The sequence below is a fragment of the Streptomyces sp. 840.1 genome (genome assembly GCF_003751445.1).
Classification (GTDB): Bacteria; Actinomycetota; Actinomycetes; order Streptomycetales; family Streptomycetaceae; genus Streptomyces.
In genome coordinates this window covers 464,166-489,872 of record NZ_RJUU01000002.1, presented here as the reverse complement: position 1 = coordinate 489,872, position 25,707 = coordinate 464,166, and the positions used below count along the sequence as shown (strand labels likewise).

General features: G+C 71.6%; 21 protein-coding genes and 1 riboswitch. Of the genes, 8 read left to right on the top strand and 13 right to left on the bottom strand.

Annotation, left to right across the window (positions count from 1 at the left end; all coding sequences use genetic code 11):
- Window positions 1-19: 19 nt before the first annotated feature.
- From EDD93_RS28530 to EDD93_RS28510, 5 genes are all read right to left on the bottom strand, one after another.
- The gene (locus EDD93_RS28530; RefSeq protein WP_123528368.1) at window positions 20-1,318 is read right to left on the bottom strand and encodes a bifunctional 3,4-dihydroxy-2-butanone-4-phosphate synthase/GTP cyclohydrolase II; all 1,299 of its coding nucleotides are present in this window, start codon (window positions 1,316-1,318) and stop codon (window positions 20-22) included.
- The gene (locus EDD93_RS28525; RefSeq protein WP_123528367.1) at window positions 1,315-1,959 is read right to left on the bottom strand and encodes a nicotinamide mononucleotide transporter family protein; all 645 of its coding nucleotides are present in this window, start codon (window positions 1,957-1,959) and stop codon (window positions 1,315-1,317) included. The genes EDD93_RS28530 and EDD93_RS28525 overlap by 4 nt, the downstream gene beginning before the upstream one ends.
- Window positions 1,956-2,573, bottom strand: coding sequence for a riboflavin synthase (locus tag EDD93_RS28520; protein ID WP_123528366.1), 618 nt, complete (start codon window positions 2,571-2,573; stop codon window positions 1,956-1,958). Before EDD93_RS28520 ends, EDD93_RS28525 begins: the two co-directional genes overlap by 4 nt.
- Window positions 2,574-3,674 (bottom strand): bifunctional diaminohydroxyphosphoribosylaminopyrimidine deaminase/5-amino-6-(5-phosphoribosylamino)uracil reductase RibD, encoded by a 1,101-nt coding sequence (gene ribD / locus EDD93_RS28515; protein WP_123528365.1) that lies wholly within the window; start codon window positions 3,672-3,674, stop codon window positions 2,574-2,576.
- Between the two features lie 158 nt (window positions 3,675-3,832).
- A riboswitch (FMN riboswitch) is annotated at window positions 3,833-3,963 on the bottom strand.
- A gap of 139 nt (window positions 3,964-4,102) precedes the next feature.
- Window positions 4,103-5,299, bottom strand: a complete 1,197-nt coding sequence (locus tag EDD93_RS28510; RefSeq protein ID WP_123529397.1) for an ROK family transcriptional regulator — start codon at window positions 5,297-5,299, stop codon at window positions 4,103-4,105.
- A 155-nt stretch (window positions 5,300-5,454) separates the two neighbouring features.
- Here EDD93_RS28510 and EDD93_RS28505 point away from each other — a divergent pair, with 155 nt between their 5' ends.
- Window positions 5,455-6,684, top strand: a complete 1,230-nt coding sequence (locus EDD93_RS28505; RefSeq protein ID WP_123528364.1) for an MFS transporter — start codon at window positions 5,455-5,457, stop codon at window positions 6,682-6,684.
- 216 nt (window positions 6,685-6,900) lie between these two features.
- The gene (locus tag EDD93_RS28500) at window positions 6,901-8,295 is read left to right on the top strand and encodes a uracil-xanthine permease family protein (RefSeq protein WP_123528363.1); all 1,395 of its coding nucleotides are present in this window, start codon (window positions 6,901-6,903) and stop codon (window positions 8,293-8,295) included.
- Here EDD93_RS28500 and EDD93_RS28495 read toward each other — a convergent pair.
- The 8 genes from EDD93_RS28495 to EDD93_RS28460 all read right to left on the bottom strand — a co-directional run bounded on the left by EDD93_RS28495 (window position 8,262) and on the right by EDD93_RS28460 (window position 17,650).
- Window positions 8,262-8,522: a hypothetical protein gene (locus EDD93_RS28495; protein WP_221217361.1), complete on the bottom strand. Its 261-nt coding sequence runs from the start codon at window positions 8,520-8,522 to the stop codon at window positions 8,262-8,264. The genes EDD93_RS28500 and EDD93_RS28495 overlap by 34 nt on opposite strands.
- Window positions 8,519-9,967 (bottom strand): MFS transporter, encoded by a 1,449-nt coding sequence (locus EDD93_RS28490; protein WP_123528362.1) that lies wholly within the window; start codon window positions 9,965-9,967, stop codon window positions 8,519-8,521. The genes EDD93_RS28495 and EDD93_RS28490 overlap by 4 nt, the downstream gene beginning before the upstream one ends.
- Before the next feature lie 121 nt (window positions 9,968-10,088).
- Window positions 10,089-11,021 carry a GNAT family N-acetyltransferase gene (locus EDD93_RS28485; protein WP_123528361.1) on the bottom strand — a complete coding sequence of 311 codons (933 nt, stop codon included), beginning with the start codon at window positions 11,019-11,021 and terminating at the stop codon, window positions 10,089-10,091.
- A complete protein-coding gene (locus EDD93_RS28480; RefSeq protein ID WP_185092552.1) occupies window positions 11,018-13,153 on the bottom strand; it encodes a peptidase C14 in 2,136 nt (711 codons plus the stop codon). Before EDD93_RS28480 ends, EDD93_RS28485 begins: the two co-directional genes overlap by 4 nt.
- A gap of 75 nt (window positions 13,154-13,228) precedes the next feature.
- Window positions 13,229-14,068: an SDR family NAD(P)-dependent oxidoreductase gene (locus EDD93_RS28475; protein ID WP_123528360.1), complete on the bottom strand. Its 840-nt coding sequence runs from the start codon at window positions 14,066-14,068 to the stop codon at window positions 13,229-13,231.
- 182 nt (window positions 14,069-14,250) lie between these two features.
- On the bottom strand, window positions 14,251-15,096 hold the full coding sequence (locus tag EDD93_RS28470) for an amidohydrolase family protein (protein WP_123528359.1): 846 nt from the start codon (window positions 15,094-15,096) through the stop codon (window positions 14,251-14,253).
- Entirely contained in the window at window positions 15,093-16,280 is a 1,188-nt protein-coding gene (locus EDD93_RS28465; RefSeq protein ID WP_123528358.1) for a mandelate racemase/muconate lactonizing enzyme family protein, read from the bottom strand. The genes EDD93_RS28470 and EDD93_RS28465 overlap by 4 nt, the downstream gene beginning before the upstream one ends.
- Window positions 16,280-17,650, bottom strand: a complete 1,371-nt coding sequence (locus EDD93_RS28460) for an aspartate aminotransferase family protein (RefSeq protein ID WP_123528357.1) — start codon at window positions 17,648-17,650, stop codon at window positions 16,280-16,282. The genes EDD93_RS28465 and EDD93_RS28460 overlap by 1 nt, the downstream gene beginning before the upstream one ends.
- A gap of 288 nt (window positions 17,651-17,938) precedes the next feature.
- Here EDD93_RS28460 and EDD93_RS28455 point away from each other — a divergent pair, with 288 nt between their 5' ends.
- The 6 genes from EDD93_RS28455 to EDD93_RS28430 all read left to right on the top strand — a co-directional run bounded on the left by EDD93_RS28455 (window position 17,939) and on the right by EDD93_RS28430 (window position 25,703).
- Complete coding sequence (locus EDD93_RS28455) at window positions 17,939-18,796, top strand: IclR family transcriptional regulator (RefSeq protein ID WP_123528356.1); 858 nt, start codon at window positions 17,939-17,941, stop codon at window positions 18,794-18,796.
- A gap of 208 nt (window positions 18,797-19,004) precedes the next feature.
- Window positions 19,005-21,152, top strand: a complete 2,148-nt coding sequence (locus tag EDD93_RS28450) for a peptidase C14 (protein WP_260255971.1) — start codon at window positions 19,005-19,007, stop codon at window positions 21,150-21,152.
- A 41-nt stretch (window positions 21,153-21,193) separates the two neighbouring features.
- Window positions 21,194-22,450 (top strand): Gfo/Idh/MocA family protein, encoded by a 1,257-nt coding sequence (locus EDD93_RS28445; protein WP_123528355.1) that lies wholly within the window; start codon window positions 21,194-21,196, stop codon window positions 22,448-22,450.
- Window positions 22,451-22,491: 41 nt separating this feature from the next.
- On the top strand, window positions 22,492-23,748 hold the full coding sequence (locus EDD93_RS28440) for an extracellular solute-binding protein (RefSeq protein WP_123528354.1): 1,257 nt from the start codon (window positions 22,492-22,494) through the stop codon (window positions 23,746-23,748).
- Window positions 23,749-23,844: 96 nt separating this feature from the next.
- Complete coding sequence (locus EDD93_RS28435) at window positions 23,845-24,750, top strand: carbohydrate ABC transporter permease (RefSeq protein ID WP_123528353.1); 906 nt, start codon at window positions 23,845-23,847, stop codon at window positions 24,748-24,750.
- A gap of 2 nt (window positions 24,751-24,752) precedes the next feature.
- Complete coding sequence (locus EDD93_RS28430) at window positions 24,753-25,703, top strand: carbohydrate ABC transporter permease (protein ID WP_123528352.1); 951 nt, start codon at window positions 24,753-24,755, stop codon at window positions 25,701-25,703.
- The last annotated feature ends 4 nt before the right edge of the window (window positions 25,704-25,707 follow it).

The window sequence follows — 25,707 nt, the reverse complement described above, 5'->3', positions numbered from 1 at the left end:
GCAGTGCCGGTGGTGCTGTCTACTGGTTGCCGCAGGTCGACACCTTGGCGGCGTCGAGCCAGGGCAGGTCGTGGCCCATGCGGTCCCGCTTGGTGCGCAGGTAGCGCAGATTGTGCTCGCCGGCCTGGACGGGCATCGGTTCCCGGCCGGTGACGGCCAGGCCGTGCCGCAGGATCGCGGCGGTCTTGTCGGGGTTGTTCGTCATCAGGCGCAGGCTGCGGACGCCGAGGTCCTTGAGGATCTGCGCGCCGGCCGCGTAGTCGCGGGCGTCGGCGGGCAGCCCGAGCTCCAGGTTGGCGTCGAGGGTGTCGACGCCGCGCTCCTGGAGTTCGTACGCGCGCAGCTTGGAGACCAGCCCGATGCCGCGTCCCTCGTGGCCGCGCAGGTAGACGACGACGCCGCGTCCCTCGTCCGTGATGCGCCGCATGGAGGCGTGCAGCTGGGGGCCGCAGTCGCAGCGCTCGGACTGGAAGATGTCGCCCGTCAGGCACTCGGAGTGGACCCGTACCAGGACGTCGTCGCCGTCCCCGATGTCTCCGTGGACCAGGGCGACGTGCTCGACGCCGTCCACGGTGGAGCGGTAGCCGTACGCGGTGAACGCGCCGAAGTCCGTCGGCAGCCGGACCTCGGCCTCGCGGCGGACGGTCGGCTCGGAGGTACGGCGGTAGGCGATCAGGTCCTCGATGGAGATGATCGTGAGGCCGTGCTTGCGGGCGAACGGGACGAGCTGGGGAAGGCGCAGCATGACGCCGTCCTCGCCCGCGATCTCCACGATCGCCCCGGCGGGCCGCAGTCCGGCGAGCCGGGCGAGGTCGACGGCGGCCTCGGTGTGCCCGTTGCGCACGAGCACGCCGCCGGTGCGGGCGCGGAGCGGGAAGACGTGGCCGGGGCGTACGAAGTCACCGGGGCCCGCGACGCCGCCGGCGAGCAGCCGGAGTGTGGCGGCCCGGTCGGCGGCGGAGATGCCGGTGGTCACGCCGTGCGCGGCCGAGGCGTCGACGGAGACGGTGAAGGCCGTCTTCATCGACTCGGTGTTGTGGCCGACCATCTGCGGGAGTTCGAGCCGTTCCAGCTCGTCGTTCTCCATGGGCGCGCAGATCAGTCCCCGGCACTCGCTCATCATGAAGGCGACGATCTCGGGGGTGGCCTTCTCGGCCGCGATGACGAGGTCGCCCTCGTTCTCCCGGTCCTCGTCGTCGACGACCACGACGGGCCGGCCGGCCGCGATGTCGCGGATTGCCTGCTCGACGGGGTCGAGGGCGAGGTCGTCGGCGGGTGCGTGCTGTTCCCGGTGCAACCAGGTGGGCTGGGCAGTCATGCCGTGGCTCCTTCCAGAGCGGGTGTCCGCGTACGCAGCCACCAGTCGCGCATGCCCCACAGGACGAGGGCCCCGTAGACGACGTAGATGAGACCGGAGAAGGCGAGACCGCTGTGGAAGTTGAGCGGTACGCCGACCAGGTCGACGAGGAGCCAGGCGAACCAGAACTCGACCATGCCCCGGGCCTGGGCGAGCATCGCCACGAGAGTGCCGGCGAATATGTACGCGTCCGCCCACGGGCTCCAGGAGAGCGAGGGGAAGGCGGTGAACAGGCCGCCGACCGCGAGGGTGCCGACCGCGGCCCCGCCGAGCAGGTAGCCGCGCTCGCGCCAGGTGGCGAACCGTACGGCGATGGTGCCGTCCTGGGCCTGCTGCCTGCCCCGGGTCCACTGCTGCCAGCCCCAGACGGCCACCGCGATGACGATGACCTGCTTGCCGACGCTGCCCGCCTGGTGCACGGAGACGTTGGCGGCGACCAGGACGACGCCGGACAGCAGCTGGGCGGGCCAGGTCCAGATCGAGCGGAGCCAGCCCAGGGTGAGGGCGATCAGACCGATCGTGTTGCCGATCATGTCGGACCAGATGATGTGCTGGTCGAAGACGGTGAACGCCTCCGAGTTCAGCCAGTGCAGGGCGCTCACTTCACCGGCTCCTCGGGCTCCTGCGCGCGGTGGCCGAGCAGCCGCTCGACGTACTTCGCGATGACGTCCACCTCCAGGTTGACCGGGTCGCCGGGCTGCTTGTGGCCGAGCGTGGTCAGGGCGAGGGTGGTGGGGATGAGGCTGATGGTGAAGTAGTCGGGTCCGGCGTCCACCACGGTCAGGCTCACGCCGTCGACGGTGATCGAACCCTTCTCCACCACGTACCTGGTGAGCTCGGCGGGGAGGGAGACCTTCACGATCTCCCAGTTCTCGGAGGGCGTGCGCTCGACGATGCGGCCCGTGCCGTCCACGTGGCCCTGCACGATGTGCCCGCCGAGCCGGCCGCCGACCGCCATGGGCCGCTCCAGGTTGACCCGGGAGCCCGCCCGCAGAGCGCCCAGGCTGGACCGGTTCAGCGTCTCGGCCATCACATCGGCGGTGAACTCCTGCTCGCCGTGGTCGACGACGGTCAGGCAGACGCCGTTGACGGCGATCGAGTCGCCGTGCTTGGCGCCCTCGGTGACCACGGGCCCGCGCAGGCGGAATCGGGAGGAGTCGCCGAGGTTCTCGACGGCGGTGACCTCACCCAGTTCTTCGACAATTCCGGTGAACACTCAGTTTCCCTTCGGAGCAGGGCCGGGGACGGCGGTGATGCGCAGGTCGGGGCCGATTCGCACGGTCTCGGTCACCTGGAGGCGCAACGCCTTGGAGATGGTGGGGATTCCGGCGTCGGCGAGGGCCGCGGGGCCGGCGCCGAGGAGCACGGGGGCGAGATAGCCGACGATCCGGTCGACCGCTCCCGCCGCGACGAAGGCCCCGGCCAGGGTCGGTCCGCCCTCGAGGAGTACGGAGCGGATGCCGCGCCCGTGGAGGGCGGCGAGCAGTGCATGGATGTCGAGGCCGCGGCCCGCCCCGGCCCGCGGCAGCCGCAGGACGGCCCCGTCGGGGAGGTGGCGGGCGTCGGCGTCCTCGGCGACCGCGATCAGGGTGGGCGCGACGTCGTCGAGGACCCGGGCTCCGGGGCGTACGGCGGTGGCGGCGGTGTCGACGACGACCCGCAGCGGCTGGACCGCGCCGTCGATGCCCCTGACCCCGAGCTGGGGGTCGTCGGTGCGGGCGGTGCCGGAGCCGACCAGCACGGCGTCCGCCTCGGCGCGCAGCCGGTGGACGTCGGCGCGGGACTCGGCGGAGGTGATCCAGCGGCTGGTGGCGTCGGCGGCCGCGATCCGGCCGTCCAGGGTGGCCGCGTACTTCCAGGTGACGTGGGGGCGGCCCAGCCGTACGGAGGTCAGCCAGGCGGTGTTGCCCTGCTCGGCCTCCTCGGCGAGCAGCCCCTGCTCGGCCTTGACGCCGGCGGCGCGCAGGGTGTCCCCGCCGCCGGTGGCCTGCGGGTTCGGGTCACCGACCGCGTACACGACGCGGGCGATCCCGGCCTCGATCAGCGCCTGTGCGCAGGGGCCGGTGCGTCCGGTGTGGTTACAGGGTTCGAGGGTGACGTAGGCGGTACCGCCGCGCGCCTTCTCGCCGGCCGCGCGCAGGGCGTGGACCTCGGCGTGGGGCCCTCCGGCGCGCTGGTGGAAGCCCTCACCGGCCGGCCGGCCCGAGGCGTCGAGAACGACACATCCGACCACCGGATTGGGGCTGGTGGAGCCGAGACCGCGGGCTGCGAGCGCGATGGCTCGGCGCATTGCGGTGGTGTCGGCTGCGGTGTCCACCGGGTCCTCCTGCCTCTTCGGGCACGGACTCCGGGGCCTGTCGATGACGACAGATGAAGCGGTACGCAACACGGGGAGGACGCCGGATGCCGGAAAAACGGATGGATCGGTCGCCCGAAAACCATCCGCCGACGGCGGCGTACCCGTGAAACGGCCCGCCGCGCACTGCCTCCCATCCGGACTTTAACCGTCGGTCCAGGAATCCCACCTGGTCAACCGGCCGCTGGCTGCGGACGGGTCGCGGACTATAACCGCCGGTTCGGAATTGCACCGACCCCGGAGTGCGCTGCTACTGGTACCCGAACAGTGTGCCACGAGTGGGCGTGACCCATACGGGTGAACGCTGTGGAGTGGCTCACAGACAGCCTGTGACAAGGGCTGTTTCCGCCAATTCTCCTTGGCCCTGTGCGGGGTGCGGGGTGCCGTCCTCAAACGCCGGACGGGCTGGATCTGTCCGGCATGAACAGCGCGTCCTGCGCCGCCTCCCGTGCCGCGAGCAGCGCGCCGCGCAGGACCGCGGTGCCGCCGAGCAGGCCGGCCCTGACCTCGGTGCGCAGCGGGGACATCATGGCCAGCCGCTCCTCGACCCGGGCGGCCAGCGCGTCGCCGCCCGCGAGGCCGACCTCGCCCGAGAGCAGCACGCACCCCGGGTCCAGGACCGAGACGACGGAGGACGCGCCCAGGGCGAGCCGGTCGGCGAGCGCGTCGAGGAACGCCTCGCTGTCGCCCTCCCCCGCGAGGGCGGAGCGGACGGCGGCCGCCGAGCCCGGCTCCCGGCCGCCGGCCGGGGCGCCGATGCCGTGGGCGGCCGCCAGTTCGCAGAGCGACGCCGATCCCACCAAGGAGTGAAAGCCGCCGTCGCAGTTGACGGCCGAGGGGGTGCCGACGGTGCCGGGGACCGGCATGAAGCCGATCTCGCCCGCCCCGCCCGAGGCCCCTCGGCGCAGCTTCCCGTCCAGCATGACGGCCGCCCCGACGCCGTGTCCGAGCCACATCAGGACGAAGGTGTCGTGGTCGCGGGCCGCGCCGGCGCGGTGTTCGGCGACGGCGGCGAGATTGGTCTCGTTCTCGACGAGCACGGTCGCGGGCAGCCGCTGCTGGAGCGCGCGCACCAGGGTGCGATGCCAGGCGGGCAGCCCCGTGGTGTCGCGGAGTTCCCCGGTGACCGGGTCGATCAGGCCGGGGGCGCCGATGCCGACGCTGTGCAGGGGTGCGGTGCCGGCCCGTCGCGCGGTGCGTTCCAGGAGGGCCACGGCCTGTTCGACGGCGTCGTCCGTGGCGGTCTCGTCGCCGATCGGCAGCGTGGCCTCGGCCAGTGTCTCGCCCAGGAGGTCGGCGACGACCACGGCGAGGCTGCCGGTGCGGACGTCGAGCGCGGCCAGGTGGGCGCGGTCCGAGACGATCCCGTAGAGCCGGGCGTTGGGTCCGCGGCGCTCGGCGCCGGCCTCTCCGACGACCCGGACCAGGCCCGCGCCCTGAAGCCGTTCGACCAGGTCGGCGACGGTGGGCCGGGAGAGTCCCGTCAGGGTCTTCAGCTGCGTGGCCGTCAGCGGGCCGTCCTGCTGGAGGTGCCGCAGGGCGAGCCGGTCGTTGATGGCCCTGGCGGTGCTCGGTGATGCGGGCATGCCGGGATCCTTCCAGACCGCGGCCGCGAACGAGACCGGCACGGCCTATTTATCAGGCAGGGTTCCTGATAGTTTACTGCCCGCATCGTGGAGAAGGGCGCCGGGGAGCGCCGGAACCGCGGCATCGCAGAATTTCCAGGGGAGGGCACGGCGGTATGACGACGGATTCCACGACAACGGTCTTCAGTACGGAGCAGGTGAGGCGCGCGAGGTACGCCGTCGCCACCGTCTTCGCGGTGCACGGGGCGGTGACGGGCAGTTTCGCCACCCGGGTGCCGTGGATCCAGGACCACGCGGGGCTCAGCGCCGGACAGCTCGGCATAGCCCTGGCCTTCCCGGCGATCGGCGCCTCGCTCGCGATGCCGCTGGCCGGCGCGATCAGCCACCGCTTCGGCTCCCGGACCGCATTGCGCGGGCTGCTGATGCTGTGGACCCTGGCGCTGGTCCTGCCCGCCCTGGCCCCCAACCTGCTGACGCTGTGCGCGGCGCTCCTGGTGTACGGGGCGTCGGCGGGCATGTCGGACGTGGCGATGAACGCGCTCGGCGTCGAGGTGGAGAACCGCCTCAACAAGTCGATCATGTCCGGGCTGCACGGGATGTGGAGCATGGGCGCGCTGATCGGTTCGGCGGCGGGCACGGTGGCCGCCCATGTGGGGGCCGACGCGCGACTGCACCACGTCATCGCGGCCCTCGTCCTCACCGTGCTCGGCCTGATCGCCTGCCGGCGGGTGCTGGACCTGCGCAGCGAGCCGGACGCGGAGGCTCCGCCCCGGTTCACGCTGCCGCCCAGGTCGGCCCTGGTCATCGGCGCGGTGGGCTTCTGCGCGGTGTTCGCCGAGGGCGCCAGCCTGGACTGGTCGGCGGTCTACCTCCGGGACGTCCTGGACAGTTCCGCAGGCCTGGCGGCGGCGTCGACGACCGCGTTCGCGCTGACCATGGCGGTGGCCCGGATCGCCGGTGACCGGGTCGTGGACCGCTTCGGCGCGGTACGGACGGTGCGGACAGGCGGCGTCCTTGCCACCGTCGGCGGCGTCCTGGTGGTCACCGCGCCCAGCGCACTGCTGGCGATGTGCGGGTTCGGGCTGATGGGCCTCGGTATCGCCGTGGTCGTGCCGCTCGCCTTCGCGGCGGCCGGGCGCAGCGGGTCGAACCCGAGCCGGGCGATCGCGGGTGTCGCGACCATCACGTACACCTCGGGGCTGATCGCTCCGTCGGCCATCGGCTCACTGGCCGAGGCGACCTCGCTGATCGTCTCCTTCGGGCTGGTCTCGGTGCTGGCCTTCGGGCTGGTGCTCGGGGCCGGTGTGCTGCGGGCGGGCGACCGCAAGGTGTCCTCGTCGGCCGCCGGTGTGCCGGGCCCCGCGCCGGCCGAGCCGCGTCTCTGAGCCGACAGGGGCCCCGCCCGGACCGGCCCCCGGCCGGCCGGGCCGGTGCGCCGTCCGGGTCACCGGGTGCGGCGGGCGGTGACCCCGCGCCTCCGTGCCCGGCTCCCGGCCGGAGGCGGGTGACGAAGCGGGATTAACATGGCGCTGATCATTTCCGCGGTCCGCGCCGTGCCCCGTGAGGCAACGGCCTGCCGCACCTACACACAGGGAGCAACCATGGGCGGCCTCGGCGTGCGCTGGACCTTGCACGGCGACGGGAAGACGCCCGCACCGGGAGCGGTGGTCCGCCCCGACGAGCGGCTCTCCTGGCCCCGTACGTTCGGGCTCGGTGCCCAGCACGTGGTGGCGATGTTCGGGGCCTCGTTCGTGGCCCCGGTGCTGATGGGTCTCGACCCGAACCTGGCGATCATGATGTCGGGTGTCGCGACGGCCATCTTCCTGCTGGCCACGCGTGGGCAGGTGCCCAGCTACCTGGGCTGCTCGCTCTCGTTCGTCGGGGTGGCCGCGACCATCCGGGCCAGCGGCGGCAGCAGTGCCGTGGTCACCGGCGCGGTCTTCGTGGTGGGCGCGGTGCTCTTCCTCGCCGGTCTGGCGGTGCAGCGGTTCGGCGCGCGGATCATCCACGCGGCGATGCCGCCGGTGGTGACGGGCGCGGTCGTGATGCTGATCGGCTTCAACCTGGCGCCGGTCACCGCGTCCACGTACTGGCCGCAGGACCAGTGGACGGCGCTGCTGGTGATGCTGTTCACCGGACTGGCCGTGGTCTGCCTGCGCGGGTTCCTCTCCCGGATCGCGATCTTCCTCGGCCTGGTCTTCGGCTACGTCCTGTCCTGGGTCCTGGACCGGGTGTTCGGGAAGATCCACTCCCCCTCGGGCGGCGCCGAGGCCGTGGACCACTGGCGGCTGGACCTGGGCGGGGTCTCGAAGGCCGACTGGATCGGGCTGCCGACCTTCCACGCGCCGAGCTTCGAGTGGTCCGCGATCCTGGTCGCGCTGCCCGTCGTCATCGCGCTGATCGCGGAGAACGCCGGCCATGTGAAGGCGGTCGGCGAGATGACGGGCCGCTCGCTCGACGGCAAGCTCGGCACCGCGATCGCCGCGGACGGCGCCGCCTCCATGCTGTCGACCGCGGTGGGCGGTCCGCCGAACACCACGTACTCCGAGAACATCGGCGTGATGGCCGCGACCCGCGTGTACTCCACCGCGGCCTACTGGGCGGCCGCCTGCTTCGCCCTGCTGTTCGGCCTGTGCCCCAAGTTCGGCGCGGTCGTGGCAGCCATTCCCGGCGGGGTCCTCGGCGGGATCACGGTGATCCTCTACGGCATGATCGGTCTCCTCGGTGCCCAGATCTGGCTGAACGCCAAGGTCGATCTGCGCAATCCGCTGAACCTGGTGCCGGCCGCCGCGGGCATCATCATCGGGGTCGGCGGCGTCAGCCTCAAGGTGTCCGACAACTTCGAGCTGAGCGGGATCGCGCTCGGCACCATCGTCGTGATCACCGGCTACCACGTGCTGCGGGCCTTCGCCCCGGCCCACCTCAAGACGCAGGAGCCGCTGCTCGACTCGGGGACGTCCGGCTACGACGGGAAGCCGCCGGCGGACGGGGCCTGACCGCCGGGTCCGCACCGTACCGGCCGGGCAGCACACCGCTTCCCCGGCCGCCGGGTGCATCTCCAGTAGTCGGAGTGCACCTCGGCGTCGGTCTCGACGTGGAATGTGGCGATCTGCCAGGCGCCTGAGCCGTCGTTCGTCATCTGCCTCTCGGCGGACCGGACTTCGCCTCCGGGGTGCAGACACAGCGCCGAGGCGAACAGATCGACGACGGGGGGCGCCATCATGAGTGTGTTCCTTCCAACTCGCTCTCTGTGGAGCCGGTGGGCTGTGGGAGGGGTGTGACGGTCCGGCGGCGCGGCAGCACACAGACGGCCACGACCGCCGCGAGCACGAAGACGGCGGCGGCAAGGGCCAGACCCAGGGCGTAGCCGGCGTTGAGCGCGGCGGCGCCGGTGCCCGCGCCGGTGCGGTGTGCGGCGACGGTGGCCAGGGCTGCCAGGCCCACGGAGCCGCCGAGCTGGCGGGAGCTGTTCATCAGGCCGGAGGCCGTGCCCGCCTCGCGCGGGGCGACACCGGTGGTCGCGGCGGCCGCGACCGGGGCCAGGACCAGTCCGGCGCCGACGCTGGTGACGAGGGACGGGCCGAGCACGTCGGTGAGGAAGGTGCCGTCGGGGCTGATGAGGGCGAACCAGGCCAGGCCCGCGGCGGCCAGCAGGGCGCCGGGCACCAGCGACACCCGGGGGGTTCGGGTCGCGGTGACGCGGGTCGCGACGACGGTTCCCGCGACCAGGCCCAGCGAGAAGGGCAGGAACGCCATGCCGGTCGCCGCCGGGCCCATGCCCAGGACCTGCTGCATGTACAGGGACACGAAGTAGAAGGCCGTGAACTGCCCGGCCGCTGCCAGGAACACCAGTACGTTCGCGCCGGCGACCCAACGGCTGCGCAGCAGGCCGAGGCGGAGCAGCGGTGCCCGCACCCGTGACTCGACGAACACGAAGGCGGCCAGCAGCGCGGCCGCGGCGGCGAGGGACGCCCACGTGACCGGGGAGCCCCAGCCGAGGGTGTCGGTGCGCACGACACCGAGCACCAGCAGCCCGGCTCCACCCGTCGCCAGGACGGCGCCCAGCCAGTCCAGCCTCTCGCGCCGGGCGGGCGGGGTTCCGGCGGGCACCCCTGCGGGGATGAGCGCGAGAGCCGCCGCGACGACGGGCAGGTTGATCAGCATGACCCAGCGCCAGCCCGCGTACTCGGTGAGCACTCCGCCCGCCAGCACGCCCAGTGCGCCGCCCGCCGCGTTCACCCCGCTCCACACCCCGAGGGCGCGCACGCGCTGGGGGCCTTCGGTGAACGTGGTGGTGAGCATCGCCAGCGCGGCCGGCGCGGCAGCTGCGGCGCCCAGGCCCTGCCCGGCGCGGGCGACGATCAGCTGCCAGGGCGCCTGGGCCAGTCCGCCGGCCAGCGAGCACAGGCCGAACACGGTCAGCCCCAGCGCGAACATCCGGCGCCGGCCGTACAGGTCGCAGGCGCGTCCCCCCAGCAGCAGGAAGCCGCCGAAGGTGAGCGCGTACACGTGGACGACCCACGACAGGTCGAGCGGCGCGAATCCCAGGGCGGTGTGCACCGCCGGCAGCGCGACGTTGACCACGGACATGTCCAGGGCGAAGACGAACTGGGCGACGGCGGCAGCCGCCAGCACCACGCCCGGCCTCTCGCGGGAGTTTTTATACATGTACGAAAATTAGCGTCAGAGGACCACCCTTGTCGACACCGGGGCATGACGAAGCCGCGCGGCACCGTCGGTACTGCGCGGGAGCCGGCCCGCCCGACCGGGCCAGCCAGGACGGGCCCGGTCAGAAGCAGTCGCCGTACCAGTGCACCGCGCCGGGCGCCGAGACGGTGGCGCGCACCGACCCGGCCGGGGCGTGCAGCGGCCGCGCCATCCCCACGTGCTCCGTGACCCGACCGGCCTCCGTCAGCAGGACCGGCAGCGCGGCGCGCACGCCGGCGGTGACGGGAATCCGGACCCGGACCCGGGTCAGTCCCGCCGCCCGGCCCCGGGAGGCGACCGCCGCGAACAGGGACCCCAGGCACGCGTCCGTACCCGCGAACTCGCGCACCTCCACGCGGTCCCCCTCGTGCCCGGCGGCCAGCCAGCCGGCGAGCGCGCCGGAGACCGGATCCTGCGCCACGAGCGACCGGTCGACCGCTCCGTACCAGGCGGGCACGCGCACCGCCCAGTCCTCGGGCGCCCGCAGCGAGCTGAGCGGCCGCTTCGCGTTGTACGCGTGGTGCAGAGCGGCCACCTCGACCGCGTCCTGCGCGGTGGCGGCGCGGACCCGGAAGGCTCCGGTTGCGGACGGCGCGGCGAGTGCCCCCTCGGTGTACGTGCTCGCGAACTCCCGCCACCCCGAGCCCCGGTAGACGCCGGGGGTCCCGGTGAACAGCAGGGACCATGCGCACTGTTCGGCCGTCATGGTGCGCTCCGCCGCCGCCAGCAGCCGTCGCACCAGCCCCTGCCCCCTGGCTTCGGGGCGGGTCGCCACGCTGCCGATGCCGCCGACGCGCTGCGGGGTGCCTTCCGCGTCGCGGATCAGCCTCGGTACGTAGACGACGACCGCGTCGATCCCCTCCCCCGCGTCGTTCTGCGCGACGAAGGTGTGCCGGTGGCGGTCCGGGTCGAGCGCGTGCAGCGCGACGAGGTGCGGGGAGTCGAAGCACCGCTCCCACAGGGCGGCCAGCGCCGGTCCGTCGGCCTGGGTGGCGGTGCGGACGGTGGCGCTCACAGGATCAGGTTCCCGTCCGTGCGCACCCGTTCGCCGTCCTCAGGCATCGCGCCGCGCCGGGTGCCGTCCTCCACGCAGCCGGTGTGCAGGACCGAGTCCATTGCGTCGGGGGCGAGGTGGAGGAGGCCGCCGGTGAAGCGGCTGCCGGTCGCCGCGTAGTGGTTCACGCCGTCGGCGATCCGCACGTGCGCGGTGTCCGCCGAGGCGGCGGTGCTGCTGAGACCGGTGAGGTCCCAGGTCGTGGTGCCGGGGCCGGCCGCCCGGCCGAGCAGCGTCCCGGCCTTGTTCCCGCCGGTGAACCTGGCGCCGCCGGTGACGCTGATCCGCTGGTCGCGCACGCCGCTGAGTTCGATGCCGGTGTTGTGGAACGTACCGCCGTCCAGGCGCAGATCGGCCGAGCCCACCGAGAGGGGGGCCGCGCCGTCGGCGCCGGTGACGGTGCAGTCGGTGAGGTGAACGGGCCCCGCCCCCCGCAGGACGAGGCCGTCAACGCCCTTGAACGTGCAGCGCACGAAGTGGACGGGCGCGGTGACGGGAGTCTGGACGAGTACGGCTCCGGCGGGAGGTTCGAAGGAGCAGTCACTGATGGTGGTCGGCCGGGTGGAGCGGTCCGAGCGCTGGGCGACGGCGAAGGTCTTCGCGGTGCAGCCGCGCACCTGCGCCCCGTCGGCGTTCACGGTGAGGGTGCCGGCCTGGTCGAACGTGGGGCGGGCGATCACCGTGATGTCTTCCAGGGTCAGGTCGGTGATCTTGGTGTTGGCGGTGAACCAGGAGCAGACGTGTCTGCGTACGGTGATCCGCTTGGCGGAGATGCCCCACTGGGCGCCCGAGTTGGCGATGTCCATGAGCCCGGAGTTGCCGTCGAAGAGCAGGTCGTGCTCGTACTGGCCGTGGGTGGTGAAGGGGTTGCCGCCGGCGTCGTCGCCGTCGCCGTGGCAGTTGACGACGGTGCAGTAGGCGGAGGCCGTGAGGTCGTTGAGGTGGCGCACGTTGCTGGTCGTGCAGTCGGCCACCCGTCCGTACAGGCAGTAGATCTGCTGGGTGAGGTAGCCCGCGCCGCCGTACTCGACGGTGGGCGGGTTCTTCAGCGAGCACTCCTCGGTACGGAAGCGGGTGCACCAGCGGCGCATGACGACCGGCCAGAAGGTCCCGGTGGCGTGGATGCCGGAGACGTCGCAGCCGACGGCGTACTCGAAGCTGACGGGGTGGGAGCCGGTGTACTCGTCGGGTCCGGCGCCCTCGAAGAGCATGTTGCGGATGTGGGTGTTGCGCACCGGCTCGGTCCGGGTCCAGGTGAGGGTCCGGCCCTCGGCGAGTTCCCAGCCGTTGAGGTAGCCGATCCGGATGTGGCCCGCGTCGACGATCTCGGTGATCTCGACGAGCTTCTGCAGTTCGCGCTCGTCCCCGCCGCCGCCCGCGACCGGGTCGACCTGCACCTTCCACCACTGGCCGACCGCGAACGCCTTGGCGTCGGGGACCGGGAAGGTGTCGGTGAGCTCGATGACCTTGCCGGAGAGCGTGTGTTTGACGGTGGTGTCGGTGACGGTGCCGCGGAAGGAGAGGACGGCGCCGAAGGGGTTGTCGTGGGTGTTCTTCTCGATGCCGGTGGTGGTGATGTGGTGGCCGCCGAAGTCGAGTTCGATGTTCGAGCGGTCGAAGAGGTGGCGTCGGGTGAACAGGAGGTCGGTGTGGGCTTCGATGCGGTGGACGCTTGTGTCGTTGACCATGGCGTCGAGTGCGGCGTCGGCGGGGGTCTTGGCGTCGAGGTGGCCGAAGGTGCGGAAGTCGAGCGTTCCGGTGTGGAGCTGGTGCCAGCGTCCGGTCTTCGCCGTGGTGGGGGCGATGACGGTGCCGCCGTTGTGCGCGGCGGTGGACTTCTTGTGCCAGCGCAGGGCCATGGCGCCGCCGTCGCCGGGGGCGTGGTAGCCGGCCAGCAGGATCTGGGTGCCGTCGGTGAGCGGCTCGGTGTTCAGGGCCCGCAGCGCGGCGACCGTGTCGAGGTTCAGGACGTCACCGGTGCGGGCGGGGGCGGCCTGCGCGGAACCGGCGGCCACGGCCGAACCGGCCATGACCAGACCGGCGAGACCCGAAACCCGCAGCAGATTCCGGCGGGACGAGGCGTGTGCGGACATGACGGAGGTGCTCCTCGCGTTGTCGATGCGTGCTCGGGGAACCGGCCACCGGTCGGGCGCGGCAGGACGGAGCGGTCAGATCGTGTTGCGGTACGGCGGCATGAAGCGCATCCGGGGCATCTGGTCCGCCAGCACCCCGCCGTCCACGACGATCCGCGCCCCGGTCAGATAGGCACCCGCGTCCGAGGCGAGCAGCAGCAGGGCGCCCACGCACTCGTCGGGCCGCGCGTACCGGCCGAGCGGGATGCGCTCGCGGTACGCGGCCTCGAAGGCCTCCCGGTCGAAGGGGAACTCACCGTCGATGGGGGTCTCGACCATGCCGGGGGCCAGGGTGTTGGCGGTGATGCCGTGCGGGGCGAGCTCGACCGCCAGGGTCTCGGTGAGCAGCTGGGCGGCGGCCTTGGAGGCGTTGTAGTGCGCGAGGCCGGCCTCGGCCACCAGGGCGTTCTTCGAGGTGATGGTGATGATGCGGCCGGGCACGGAGTCCGCCGTCATGTGTTCGGCGACGCGCTGGCTGAGGAAGAACACCGCGTCCACGTTGACCCGCATGATGTGCGACCAGCTGGCCGGGGTGATCTCGTTGAAGCGTTCCAGCGCGGCCGTGCCCGCGTTGTTGACCAGGATGTGCAGCGGCCCGTTCTCGGCGCGCACCGTGTCGGCGAAGCCGGCCAGCGCGTCGATGTCCGCGAGGTCCTGGCCGTACACGCGGCAGCGCCGCCCGAGCGCCTCGGCCTCCGCCGCCGTCCGCTCGACGCCCTCGGCGCCCGGCAGGTCGACGAGCACCAGGTCGGCGCCCGCCTCGGCCAGCCCCACGGCGAAGGACCGTCCGAGACCCCGGGCGGCCCCGGTCACGAGCGCGGTGCGCCCGGTCAGGTCGAAGCGGTCGGTGCCCCGGGGCGGAACGGCTGCGGTCATGGCGGGAACTCCTCCAGGCGGAGAGATACGGAACAGGGCCTGCCCGGCCCTGCCTCCGGTCGGGGTCGGGCCGCCGCGCGAGGGGACACATGGGTGATGCGCGGCGGCCCTGCTGCCGGCCGGCGCCCCCGGACAGGGGGATGAACCGGGGCGCCGTACCGGCAGTTCGGGGGAACGGCGGGTCAGCCGTTCAGGCCCAGCAGATCGAGCGAGGGCCGGTGGATGATCTCCTCGATCGCGTCCGCGTCCAGCGGCGGCAGCCCGGGGATGCCGGGGATGCGGGCGATCTCCCGCAGCCCCTTCACCGAGTCGTCGACCGTCGTGAACGGGTAGTCGCTGCCGAAGAGCACCTTGTGGAACACCCCGTAGTCCTGGACCAGCCGCAGGCTGTGCCAGAGCTGGAAGGGCCGGTAGTGCAGGGCGCTGAGGTCGGCGTAGACGTGCGGGTGCTTGCGGATGACCGCGATGCACTCGCCCTCGAAGGGGTGGCCGAGGTGGGCCAGCACCATCCGCAGCTCGGGGTGGCGGATGGCGACCGCGTCCAGGTGGCGGGGCATCGCCCACTCCAGCGGCGCACTGGAGACGAAGGTCGTGCCGGTGTGCACCAGGAGCGGCAGCCCGTGCCGTTCGGCGTAGGTGTACAGCTCGTCGTACTCCTCGGCGGCCGGGTCGAAGCCCGCGTACATCGGCATCAGTTTGATGCCGCGCAGGCCGAGCTCCTGGTGGCCGTAGCGCAGTTCCTCCTGCCAGCCGGGCTGGGTGGGGTCGAGCGCCAGGTAGCCGATCAGCCGGTCGGGCTGCTTGCCGACGTACGCGGCCACGGCGGCGTCGTCGACCCAGAGGCCGCTGCGCCTGGCCTTGCCGCCGACGACGATCGTGCGGGTGGAGTCGGGCGCGGTGGCGGCGTACTCCTCCCACTTCACGGTGAGGTCGACCTCGCCCGCGTGGGCGCGGGCGGAGTCGGACCTGAACGGGTCGGTGAAGTCGTGGCTGTGCCGGAAGAGATGGGAGTGGACGTCGGTGATCATGTGCGGTTCCGCTTCTCCCAGCCGTCCGCGAACATGTTCCAGAAGCGGTGGCTGGGCGGGTGTTCCTCGAAGACCTCGTCGACGAGTTCGACGCCGAGCCCGGGGGCGGTGGGCAGCCCGATGCGGCCGCCCTCCATCGGGAGGGTGCCCTTGAGCGCGTCGAAGACGAACGGCTCCAGGAGCCCGTCGAAGGTTTCGAGGATCTTGAAGTTGGGGATTCCGAGCGCCGCGTGCACCGAGACGGTGGTGCAGAGCGGGGAGTTGGAGTTGTGCGGGGCCACCAGCATGCCGTGCGTGTCGGCGATCGCGGCGATCTTCCTGACCTCGGTGAAGCCGCCGGCCATGGACAGGTCGGGCTGGATGATGTCGACGGCGTTCGTCGCGAACAGCTGCTTGTACTCGTAGCGGTTGTGGAAGTGCTCGCCGCCGGAGATCGGGAAGGCCGCGCGCTGCCGCAGCTCCGCGTACCGCTCGATGTGGGTCCAGGGCATCGGCTCCTCGAACCAGCCGATGTCGAAGGGCTCCAGCTCCCGCACGAGGCGGGCGGCGGTCGGCATGGCGAACCGGGCGTGGCCCTCGATGAAGAGGTCGATGTCCGGTCCGATGGCCTCGCGGACGGCGGCGACCAGATCGATGGAGCGGCGCAGTTCGGCGCGCTCCAGCTCGTGCAGGCCGGGGCCGAAGGGGTCGAACTTGAGGGCGGTGAAGCCCTTCGCCACGGTCTCCTTCGCCTTGGCCGCGAAGGTCTCGGGCTCACGTTCGCCGGTGTACCAGCCGTTGGCGTAGACGCGTACGTCGTCGCGGCAGGCGCCGCCGGTCAGCCGGTAGGCGGGGACGCCGAGCGCCTTGCCCATCAGGTCGTACATCGCCTGGTCCAGGCCGGACAGGGCGACGCCGCCCATGTCGCCGCCGCGCAGGAAGTCGCCCTGGTAGACGCGGAGCCAGAGCTCCTCGACGTCGAAGGGGTCGGCGCCGATCAGGTGCCGGCCCGCGATGGCCTCGGTGAGCGCGCAGACCTCGGCGACGCGGTAGGGGTGGGTGATCTCCCCGATGCCGCTCAGGCCCTCGTCGGTGTGGACCCGGACGTAGCCGAAGTCGCGCCAGGAGGTGCCGAGCATCAGGGTCTCGACGCGGGTGATCCGTCCGGCGGGGCCGGCGGGGCGGGTGCGGTTGACGGTCAGCATCAGCGGTTCGCTCCGCCCATGGTCGAGGTGTTCTCCAGGTCGCGGGCGCCGCCGTCGGCCAGGACGGCCTTGACCGCGGCCTCGGTGCCCTCGATGAGACGGTCCACGTCGGCGTCGCTGTGCGCGTAGCTGATGTGGCTGCGCTTGAGGTTGAGCGGCAGCTCGAACAGGCCGTGCTCCAGGAGCTTGCGGCGGTAGCCGACGAACAGCGAGGCGTCGTTGGCCAGCAGGTCCGCGTAGGTGCGGGGGGCCTCGCCCGGCATGAAGTAGCTGACGAAGACGGAGCCGTAGCCGGTGACGACGGCGGGGACGCCGAGCCGCTCGTACAGTGCGGCCAGTTCGGTGCGGACGCGGCCGCCGAGCCGGAAGACGTGGTCGTGGACCGGTTCCTCGCGCAGCTTGCGCAGCGTGGCGAGGGCGGCGGCGACGACGGAGGGGTGGCCGTTGTACGTACCGGCGAAGAAGGCCGGGGCGCCGGGGCGGGTGGAGAAGAGGTCCATCAGGTCGGCGCGGCCGCCGATCGCGCCGACGGGGGCGCCGTTGGCGATGGCCTTGCCGAGGGTGGTGAGGTCGGGGGTGACGCCGGAGATCTGCTGCCAGCCGCCGAGGCTGTGGCGGAATCCGGTGATGACCTCGTCGAAGATCAGGACGCTGCCGGCCTTCGTGGTCTCCTCGCGCAGCGTGGTCAGGAACTCCTGGTACGGCAGGAGCGCGCCGACGTTGTGCGGGACGGGCTCGACGATGACGGCGGCGATGTCGGAGCCGTGGTCGGCGAAGGCGGCCCGCACGGCCTCGCTGTCGTTGAACGGCAGGACGAGGGTGGCGTCGAGGACCTCGGGCAGGATGCCGGTGGAGATCGGGTCGTGGCCGCCGACCTTCTCGGGCGCGGAGATGACGTTGAGGCTGACCGAGTCGTGCCAGCCGTGGTAGCAGCCCTGGAACTTGACGACGAGGCGGCGGCCGGTGGCGGCGCGGGAGACCCGCAGCGCGTGGAACGTGGCCTCGCTGCCGGTGCTGGTGAGCAGCACCTTCTCGATCGAGGGGATCAGCTCGGTGAGCTGCTCGGCGAGGAGGACCTCGCCCTCGGTGACGCCGACGCCCATGTGGCCGAGGGTGGCGCCGGCCTGGGCGGTCGCGCGGGCCACGTCGGGGTCGTTGTGGCCGAGCAGCGGCGGGCCGAACGCCGAGTGGAAGTCGGTGTACTCGCGTCCGTCGGCGGTACGGAACCGTGCGCCGTCGGTCCCGGTGACGACCAGGTCGGTCAGTCCGGGAACGCTGCGCTGACCGCTGTTCACGCCGCCGGGTACGACCTGGCGGGCGCGTTCGGCGAGTCGGGCTCCGGATTGGTTGCCTACCGGGCCTGAACTCATGGTGCTTGCTCCTTGCGTCGAGAGTCGTCGGTTTTCGCGGGCCCTGCCCGGCCCGTGAGTCCCTGGCGCCATCCGCCCGGCAGTCGCCGCAGGAAGAGGTGATCCGTGGTGCTCGGTACTGCGTTTCGCTTTTTCAGAACACTGTTCTGTAGAGCCGAACAGTGCCTGGATATTACGTCCGCCTCCGAAACCGGTCAACCCCCTTCCAGCCACACAGAGCCCCGATTTCCAGGTTTTCTTGGCTCTCACGTACATCCAGGCACCCCATAGGCACTACGCTGTTCTGCTATGACGAACAGTGCTGCCCCTGAGGAACCGAAATACTGGGTCAAGAGCGTGGCCAGGGCAGCCGACATCCTCGAAGCTCTCGCCGCCCCCTCCCAGGGCAACGGCCTGAGCGTCACCGAGGTCGGCCAGGTCTGCTCCATCTCCAAGAGCGCCGCGTTCGGCATGCTCCAGACCCTGCGCGCCTACGGCCTCGTCTCGGACGACGGCGAGGGCATGAACCGCCGCTACCGGCTTGGCATGAGCCTGGCCAGGCTCGGGGACCGGGCCAGGTCCCAGGTCTCGCTGCGCGGGGTCGCCCACCCCGTCCTGCGCGAACTCACCCGCACCACCGGCATGGCCTCCAGGCTCGCCGTGCCCGAGGACGGCCACGCGGTCGTGGTCGACCAGGTCGAGCTCGACCAGCGCGTCCGGCTCGATCTGCGGATGGGCCAGCGCGAGCTGCCGCACTGCACGGGCCTGGGCAAGGCGCTGCTCTCGGCGGTGCCGGCGGCCGAGGCCGCCTCGATCGTCGAGCGGTTCGGGCTGCCCCGGCGCACGTCGCGCACGATCACCGACCCGGCGACCTTCATGTCCCACCTCCGCGACATCGCCAGGGTCGGCTACGCCCTGGACGACGAGGAGGACGCCGAGGGCATCATCTGCATCGGCGCCCCGGTCTTCGACGACCGTTCGGTGTGCGCCGGGGCCGTCTCCATCACCGGCCTCAAGACCGGCCTGCCGGCCTGGCGCTACCAGGAACTGGGCGGCCAGGTACGGGACTCGGCCCGCCGGATCAGCGTCTCGCTGGGCTGGGTGGACGACCCGGAGACCGACACTTCGGACACCGCTGCCTCAGATTCCGACGAAATCAGGTCTTGACCGATCGGCACAACCCGCCGTAGGTTCCCTGCCAACCCCGGAGGCGCTCACCCGTCACCGGCGATTTACCCCTCCCGGTCCGATTCCGACGCCTGCCCACCGCGTCGTGAACATCCGACGGCCGGACCCTTTTCAGCCATCCGCCTCATGGCAGTCCACCGCAGGAACGCTCCCTCACTTGTCGCGCTTCTTGGAAGGCGAAGTCCGCATGAGCGTTCCGCACCACTCCACCTCTGCCTCGTCCCGTCGCAACGTGCTGCGGGTTTCGGGTCTCGCCGGTCTGGTCATGGCCGGTTCGGCCATGGCCGCCGGTTCCGCGCAGGCCGCCCCCGCCCGCACCGGTGACGTCCTGAACCTGGACACGGTCGCCGCGCTGCGGGCCCTGAACACCGGGCCGCTCACCGACGGCACCCAGATCCTGCTGGCCGGCTACCACGCCCCCGGCGACGGCGGCGCCATGGCCCTGCGCTGGCACAAGAAGTCCACCGCCGCGCACAACGGCGGCACCGTCATCGCCCCCACCACGGCGAAGACCGGACGCTGGCACCAGCTCCACACCGGAACGCTCGACTTCCGCACCTTCGGCCACCTCGACGCCAAGACCCCCGCCGACGCCGCACTCGACGCCATGGTCAACGACACAAGCGTCCACCGCATCGAAGCCCACACCGACCTCCTGTTCACCCGACGCCACCTCTTCGACCGCTCGAACATCGAACTCGACTTCGGCGGCCACCACATCACCACCACCGGCATCGAGAAGAACACCCACGACAACCCCTTCGGCGCCGTCCTCTCCTTCCGCGGCACCGTCACCGACACCACCGTCAAACACACGCTGAGCGCGGCGATGCCGGACCTCTCGGACCTCTTCGAGGTCGGGGACTCCTCCGAGTTCGCGGTCGGCCAGTGGTGGGCGGTGGAGATCAACGCCCTGTCGGGGCAGTACGAGAAGGAGATCCAGCGACTCGTCCAGGTCACCGGTGTCGTCGACGCCACGCACATCCGGGTCAACTACCAGATCGGCTGGGACCTGGCCGCGGGGCGCACCCTGACCTGGACCCGGATCGAGCCCGTCGACCGCGCCCATGTGCGCAACATGGTCTTCGAGGGCTGGGGCGAGGACGAGATGACCGGCTCGCACCCGGTCGCCTACGAGTACGCGGTGCGCTGCGACGTCTCCGGCATCGAGGCCATCGGCACCTTCTGGCCGGTGGTGATGCGCCGCTGGTGCACGTACTACCGCACCGAACAGTGCTCGCTGACCAACCCGAAGTCCGTCACCTACGGCGGTGCGGGCTACCTCACCCAGCAGATCTACTGCCTCTACGGGCACGTGGAGGACTGTCACACCTCCAACGCCCGCCACCTCAACGACTTCACGGCCTCGGCCTACTGCTACGTCACCAACTGCCACGGCGACGGCGACGACGAGGGCCCGTTCGTCACCCACGGCCAGTTCGAGCACGACCTCACGTACACCGGCAACTCCGGCCTGATGACCTTCGCCAACTCGGGTACGCCCTGGGGCGGCCGGGCCAAGCGGATCACCGTGCGCCGGCACGCCTGCTCCTGGTTCGTGGCCCGCGTCAAGATCACCGATCTGACGCTCGAGGACGTCCTGGTCATCGGCAAGAAGTCCCTGGACGGCTCCGGAATGCTCTGGGTCAACGCGGACGGCGTGCAGATGCGGGGCTGTACGGCGACGGGTCCGCTGATCGTCTCCCGGGCCTCCGACCTGTCCGCCCGCCCCAACGTGATCGCCGACTCCGCCTTCGCCTTCGCGGCGGGCGCGGAGATCACCCAGGCGGGCGTCAGCGCCCCGCTCACCCTCCAGCGCACCACGCTGAAGGGCGTCGACGGCGCGGTGTTCAACGGCACCGGGCCGCTCACCCTCGACCAGTGCACGCTGACCGGCTCGAAGGACACCGCCCCGGTCTCGCTCGCCCACTCCGACGTCAGCGTCCTGGGCGGCGAACTCCGCGACACCGGGCTCAAGCTGACCTCGGCCGGGGACCAGCGGCTGCGCATCGACGGCACACGCCTTTCCGGCACCAACAAGGACGGCGCCCTGCTCGCCCGTACCGGAGCCGGCCGGACCGTCGACTGGCAGCTCAGCGGCCTCGACTCGGCCGCGCCCGGGGGCACCGCCCATGTGCTGCTCACCGAAGGCACCAACCGCTACCGGGCGACCGGCTCCACCTTCACCGGGGGCCGGCTCGAACTGCGGCCGGCGGCGTTCGGCGGCTCCAGCCATCTGCTGCACACCGGCTGCGTCGAGGACGGCACCGAGCGCACCGCGCTCCCGGACGAGGGCGACCGCGTAGCCCACACCGCGGCCACGCTGCGCTTCTGACCACCTGGGCCCCCGCGCCCATCGAGCACCAGGGATTCCCCGTGTCCACGCATACCCCGATCACCGGCAGGCCCGTACGCGTCGCACTCGTCGGCGCCGGCAACCGCGGTCTGACGTACGCCGAGTGGATCAAGGCGCACCCCGAGCGCGCCGAACTCGTCGCCGTCGCCGATCCGCGCCCCGCGGCGCGGGCGGCGGCCGGCGCGCCCGTCGAGTTCGACGACTGGCGGCCGCTCGTGGAGAACCGCATCGCGGACGCCGTCATCGTCGCCACCCAGGACCGCTTCCACGTCGAGCCGGTGCTGGCCCTGGCCGGGGCCGGTTACGCGATCCTCGCGGAGAAGCCGCTCGCCCCGACCGAGGAGGAGACCCGGCGGATCGTCGAGGGGGTGGAGCGGGCCGGGGTGCTGTTCGCCGTCTGCCACGTCATGCGGTACACGCCGTACACCGACCTGGTGAAAGAGGTGGTGGACTCCGGTGTGCTCGGTCAGCTGGTCTCCCTCGACCATCTGGAGCCGGTCGGCTGGTGGCACTACGCGCACAGTTACGTACGCGGCCCCTGGCGCAGCGAGAAGGACTCCTCCCCGATGCTGCTGGCCAAGTCCTGCCACGACCTGGACTGGATCACGTACGTCATGGGCGGCCGGATCGAGCAGGTCACCGGCTTCGGCGGGCTGAAGCACTTCCGGCCCGAGAACGCCCCGGCCGGGTCCGCCGAGCGCTGCCTGGACTGCGCGGTCGAGGCGGACTGCCCGTACAGCGCGCTGAAGCTGTACATGCCGACGCTGCGCGAGAAGGGCGCGGTCTGGCCGGTCACCCATGTCACCGGGGCGACCGACGAGGCCGGTCTCGTGCAGGCGCTGCGCGAGGGCCCGTACGGGGTCTGCGCCTACCGGAGCGACAACGACGTGGTGGACCACCAGGTCCTCGCCATGCAGCTGACGGACGGGGTGACCGCGACCTTCCAGATGGTCGCGTTCACCGAGCAGACCCATCGCCAGACCCGGATCTTCGGCTCGCACGGCTGGCTCATCGGTGACGGTGAGCGGGTCACGGTGCAGGACTTCCGGACCGGCGAGTCCACCGTCCACGAACTCGGCGCGTCCGGTTCGAACGCGGCCGACGGGCACGGCGGCGGGGACGCCGCACTCGTCGAGGCGTTCGTCACCGCCGTCGCCACCGGCGACCCGGGGGCCGTGCGCTCCGGTCCCGCCACCTCGCTCGGCAGCCACCTCGCGGCGTTCGCCGCCGAACGCGCCCGGCACACCGGCACCGTCCAGACGGTCCCGGCGCAGTGACTTCCCCTCTTCCCGCCCTCAGGTTCCCGGAGGACCACCTCATGTCCCGTCTCCTCACCCGCCGTTCCAGAGTCCGCGCCCTCGCCGCCCCCGTCCTGGCCACCGCGCTCGCCGCCGGTGCGCTGGCCGGCTGTTCCGGCAGCGGCGGCGACGACAACACCGTGACCATGTGGACCTACCCGGTCATCTTCGACGAGGCCAAGAACAAGGCGTACTGGGACGGCCTGGTCAAGGCGTTCGAGAAGAAGCACGACGGCGTCACGGTGAAGGTGGAGACCTTCCCGTGGGCCAACCGCGACACCGCCCTGGCCACCGCGATCGCCTCCGGCAAGGGCCCGGACGCCGTCTACCTGATCCCGGACCAGCTGCCGAAGTACACCAAGAGCATCGTCCCGGCCGGCGACTACATGCCGGCCTCCGCCAAGTCGGACTACACGGACTTCGCGCTGAAGTCCGTCACCGTGGACGGCAAGCCGCTCGCCACCCCGATCCTGACCAGCGCCAATCCGCTGATCTGCGACAAGCGGGTGTTCGACGCGATCGGTGAGAAGACCTACCCGTCGAGCTGGGCGGACCTGGAGGCGCTGGCCCCGAAGCTGAAGAAGAAGGGCTACTACGCCACCAGCTACAGCGGCGACACCCAGCAGACCCTGAACATGACCTTCTACCCGCTGCTCTGGCAGGCCGGCGGCGACGTCTTCTCCGAGGACGGAAAGAACGTCACCTTCAACGACGCGGCCGGCGTGAAGGCGCTGACGTACCTGAAGAAGCTGGTCGAGGGCGGCTACACCGACAAGGACCTGGTCACGACCACGCCCAAGCTGGAGCAGACCCCGACCGCCAAGGGCAAGGTCGCCTGCACCTGGCAGAACACCCCGGCGGACGTCGAGCCGTTCTGGGGCAAGGAGAACATCGTCGTCCGGCCGCCGCTGAAGGACACCGCCTCGGTCGGCTACGGCACCGTGGGCGCCCTGGCGATGCTGAAGGGCGCCGACAAGAAGTACACCGGCGACTGGCTGAACTTCGTCGCCGAGTCGAAGAACTCGGCCGGACTGCAGAAGGCCGCCGGCTACTTCCCGGCCCGCAGGTCCGGCGGTGACCTGTACCCGGACGACAAGCTCCAGACCGCCGTCGGCGCCACGCTGCCGAGCATGGACGTGGGTCCGCTCCAGGACAAGGCGCGTGAGGTCCAGGGCGTGCTCGCCCCGGAGATCCAGGCCGCGCTGCTCGGCAAGAAGAGCCCGCAGGACGCGCTGGACACCGCGCAGAAGGCCGCGCAGGCGATGCTCGGCCGCTGATCCACGGTAGGCGGGGCCGGTCTCCGGCCCCGCGACCCCACGGGGGCCGACACCCCCGAACCCCCCGCAATTCCCCCGTACCGCAAGGAGATCCCCGTGGCAGTCGTCGCGGAACCCACCCGCCGGGGCCGTCGCAGCGGGCCGCAGGCGCGCCGCGAGGCCCGGATCGGCCTGCTCTTCGTGCTCCCGTGTTTCCTGCTGTTCCTCGCCTTCCGGTTCGGTCCGGGCGTCGCCGGTGTGCTGATGAGCTTCACCGACTACTCCCTCACCGGCGGCGGCAGCTTCATCGGGTTCGACAACTTCACCCGCCTGTGGGCCGATCCGCTGTTCTGGCAGGCCCTGAAGGTCACGGTCCTGTACACCGTGATCGCCGTACCGGGCACGCTCGCCGCCTCGGTCTGCCTGGCGCTGATCACCCGCCGCGCGTTCCGCGGCGCCAAGTTCTTCCGGTCGGTGTTCTTCCTGCCGGTCGTCACCTCGCTGGTGCTGGCCGCCACCGTCTTCGTCTGGATCTTCTCGACCGGCGGCCCGTGGTCCACCCTGATGGGCTGGTTCGGGCTGTCCGAGGGCTCCTGGCTCTCCGACGACGTGCTGGTGCTGCCCGCGCTCGCGCTCGTCGGCGTCTGGTCCCGCTTCGGCTACGGGATGCTCATCCTGCTCGCCCGGATGCAGGACATCCCGCGCGAACTGGAGGAGGCGGCGCTCACCGACGGGGCCGGCCCCTGGCAGCGGTTCCGGTACATCGTGCTGCCGCAGCTCAAGCCCGCCCTGTTCTTCCTCGCCGTGATCGAGACGACCGCCTCGTTCCAGGTGTTCGACGCCGTCTACACCATGACGGGCGGCGGTCCCGCCAACGCCAGTTACACGCTCGTCTTCCAGCTCTACGACGCGGGCTTCAAGTACTTCGACCTGGGCTACGCCTCCGCCATCGGTGTCGCGCTCTTCGTGCTGACCGTGGTCGTCGCGGTGATCCAGCGGCTCGTGATCGGGAAGGACCAGTGACCATGACAACGGCACCCGAAGAGACGAAAACGGCCCCGCCCGTCCGCAAGGCCCCCGCTCCCCCGGACCGGGCGGAGCGCCGGGAGGTCCGCAGGCTGCGCAAGCTCTCCGAGCAGGACACCGTCCCGTACGGCATGCGCCCGACCCGGGCCGGCCGGATAGCGCGAGGCGCACTGCTGACGGTCGCCGCGCTCGTGACGGTCTTCCCGTTCTACGCGATGGTCGTGCTCTCCCTGAAGCCGTCCGCGGCGGTCGACTTCCCCGGCAGCCTGCTGCCCTGGCCGCTGACCGGCGAGGCGTACGACACCGTCATGGGCGCCCAGGACGTACCGCGCTGGCTGTTCAACACGCTGATGTACTCGGTCGTCTCGGTCGTCGGCGTGCTGCTGCTCGCCTCACTCGCCGGGTACGCGTTCGCCAAGAAGCGCTTCCCGGGCCGGGAGGCCATGTTCTGGTCGTTCCTGTCGATGGTGATGGTCCCGTACCACGTCACGATGATCCCGACGTTCGCGATGATCGCGAAGCTCGGCGGCGTCGACACGTACTGGGGACTGATCGTGCCGACCCTGGCCAACGCCCAGGCGGTGTTCCTGATGCGGCAGTTCATCCAGGGGCTGCCCGACGAACTCTTCGAGGCGGCCCGGCTCGACGGGTGCAGCGAGTGGCAGATCTTCTACCGGATCGTGCTGCCGCTGCTCAAGCCGATCCTCGCCACGCTCGGAGTCTTCGTCTTCCTGTGGCACTGGAACGACTTCCTGTGGCCCCTGGTCATCGGCCAGTCCACCGACATGCGCACCCTCACCGTCGGCATCGCCTCGCTCCAGCAGCAGAACGTGCCGCTCAATGTGGTGCTCTCCGGCTCCGTCATCGCGTTCGTGCCCATCTTCGCCGCGTACATGGTGGGCCAGCGCTACTTCACCGAGGGCGTCACCGCGTCCGGAATCAAGGGATAGCCAG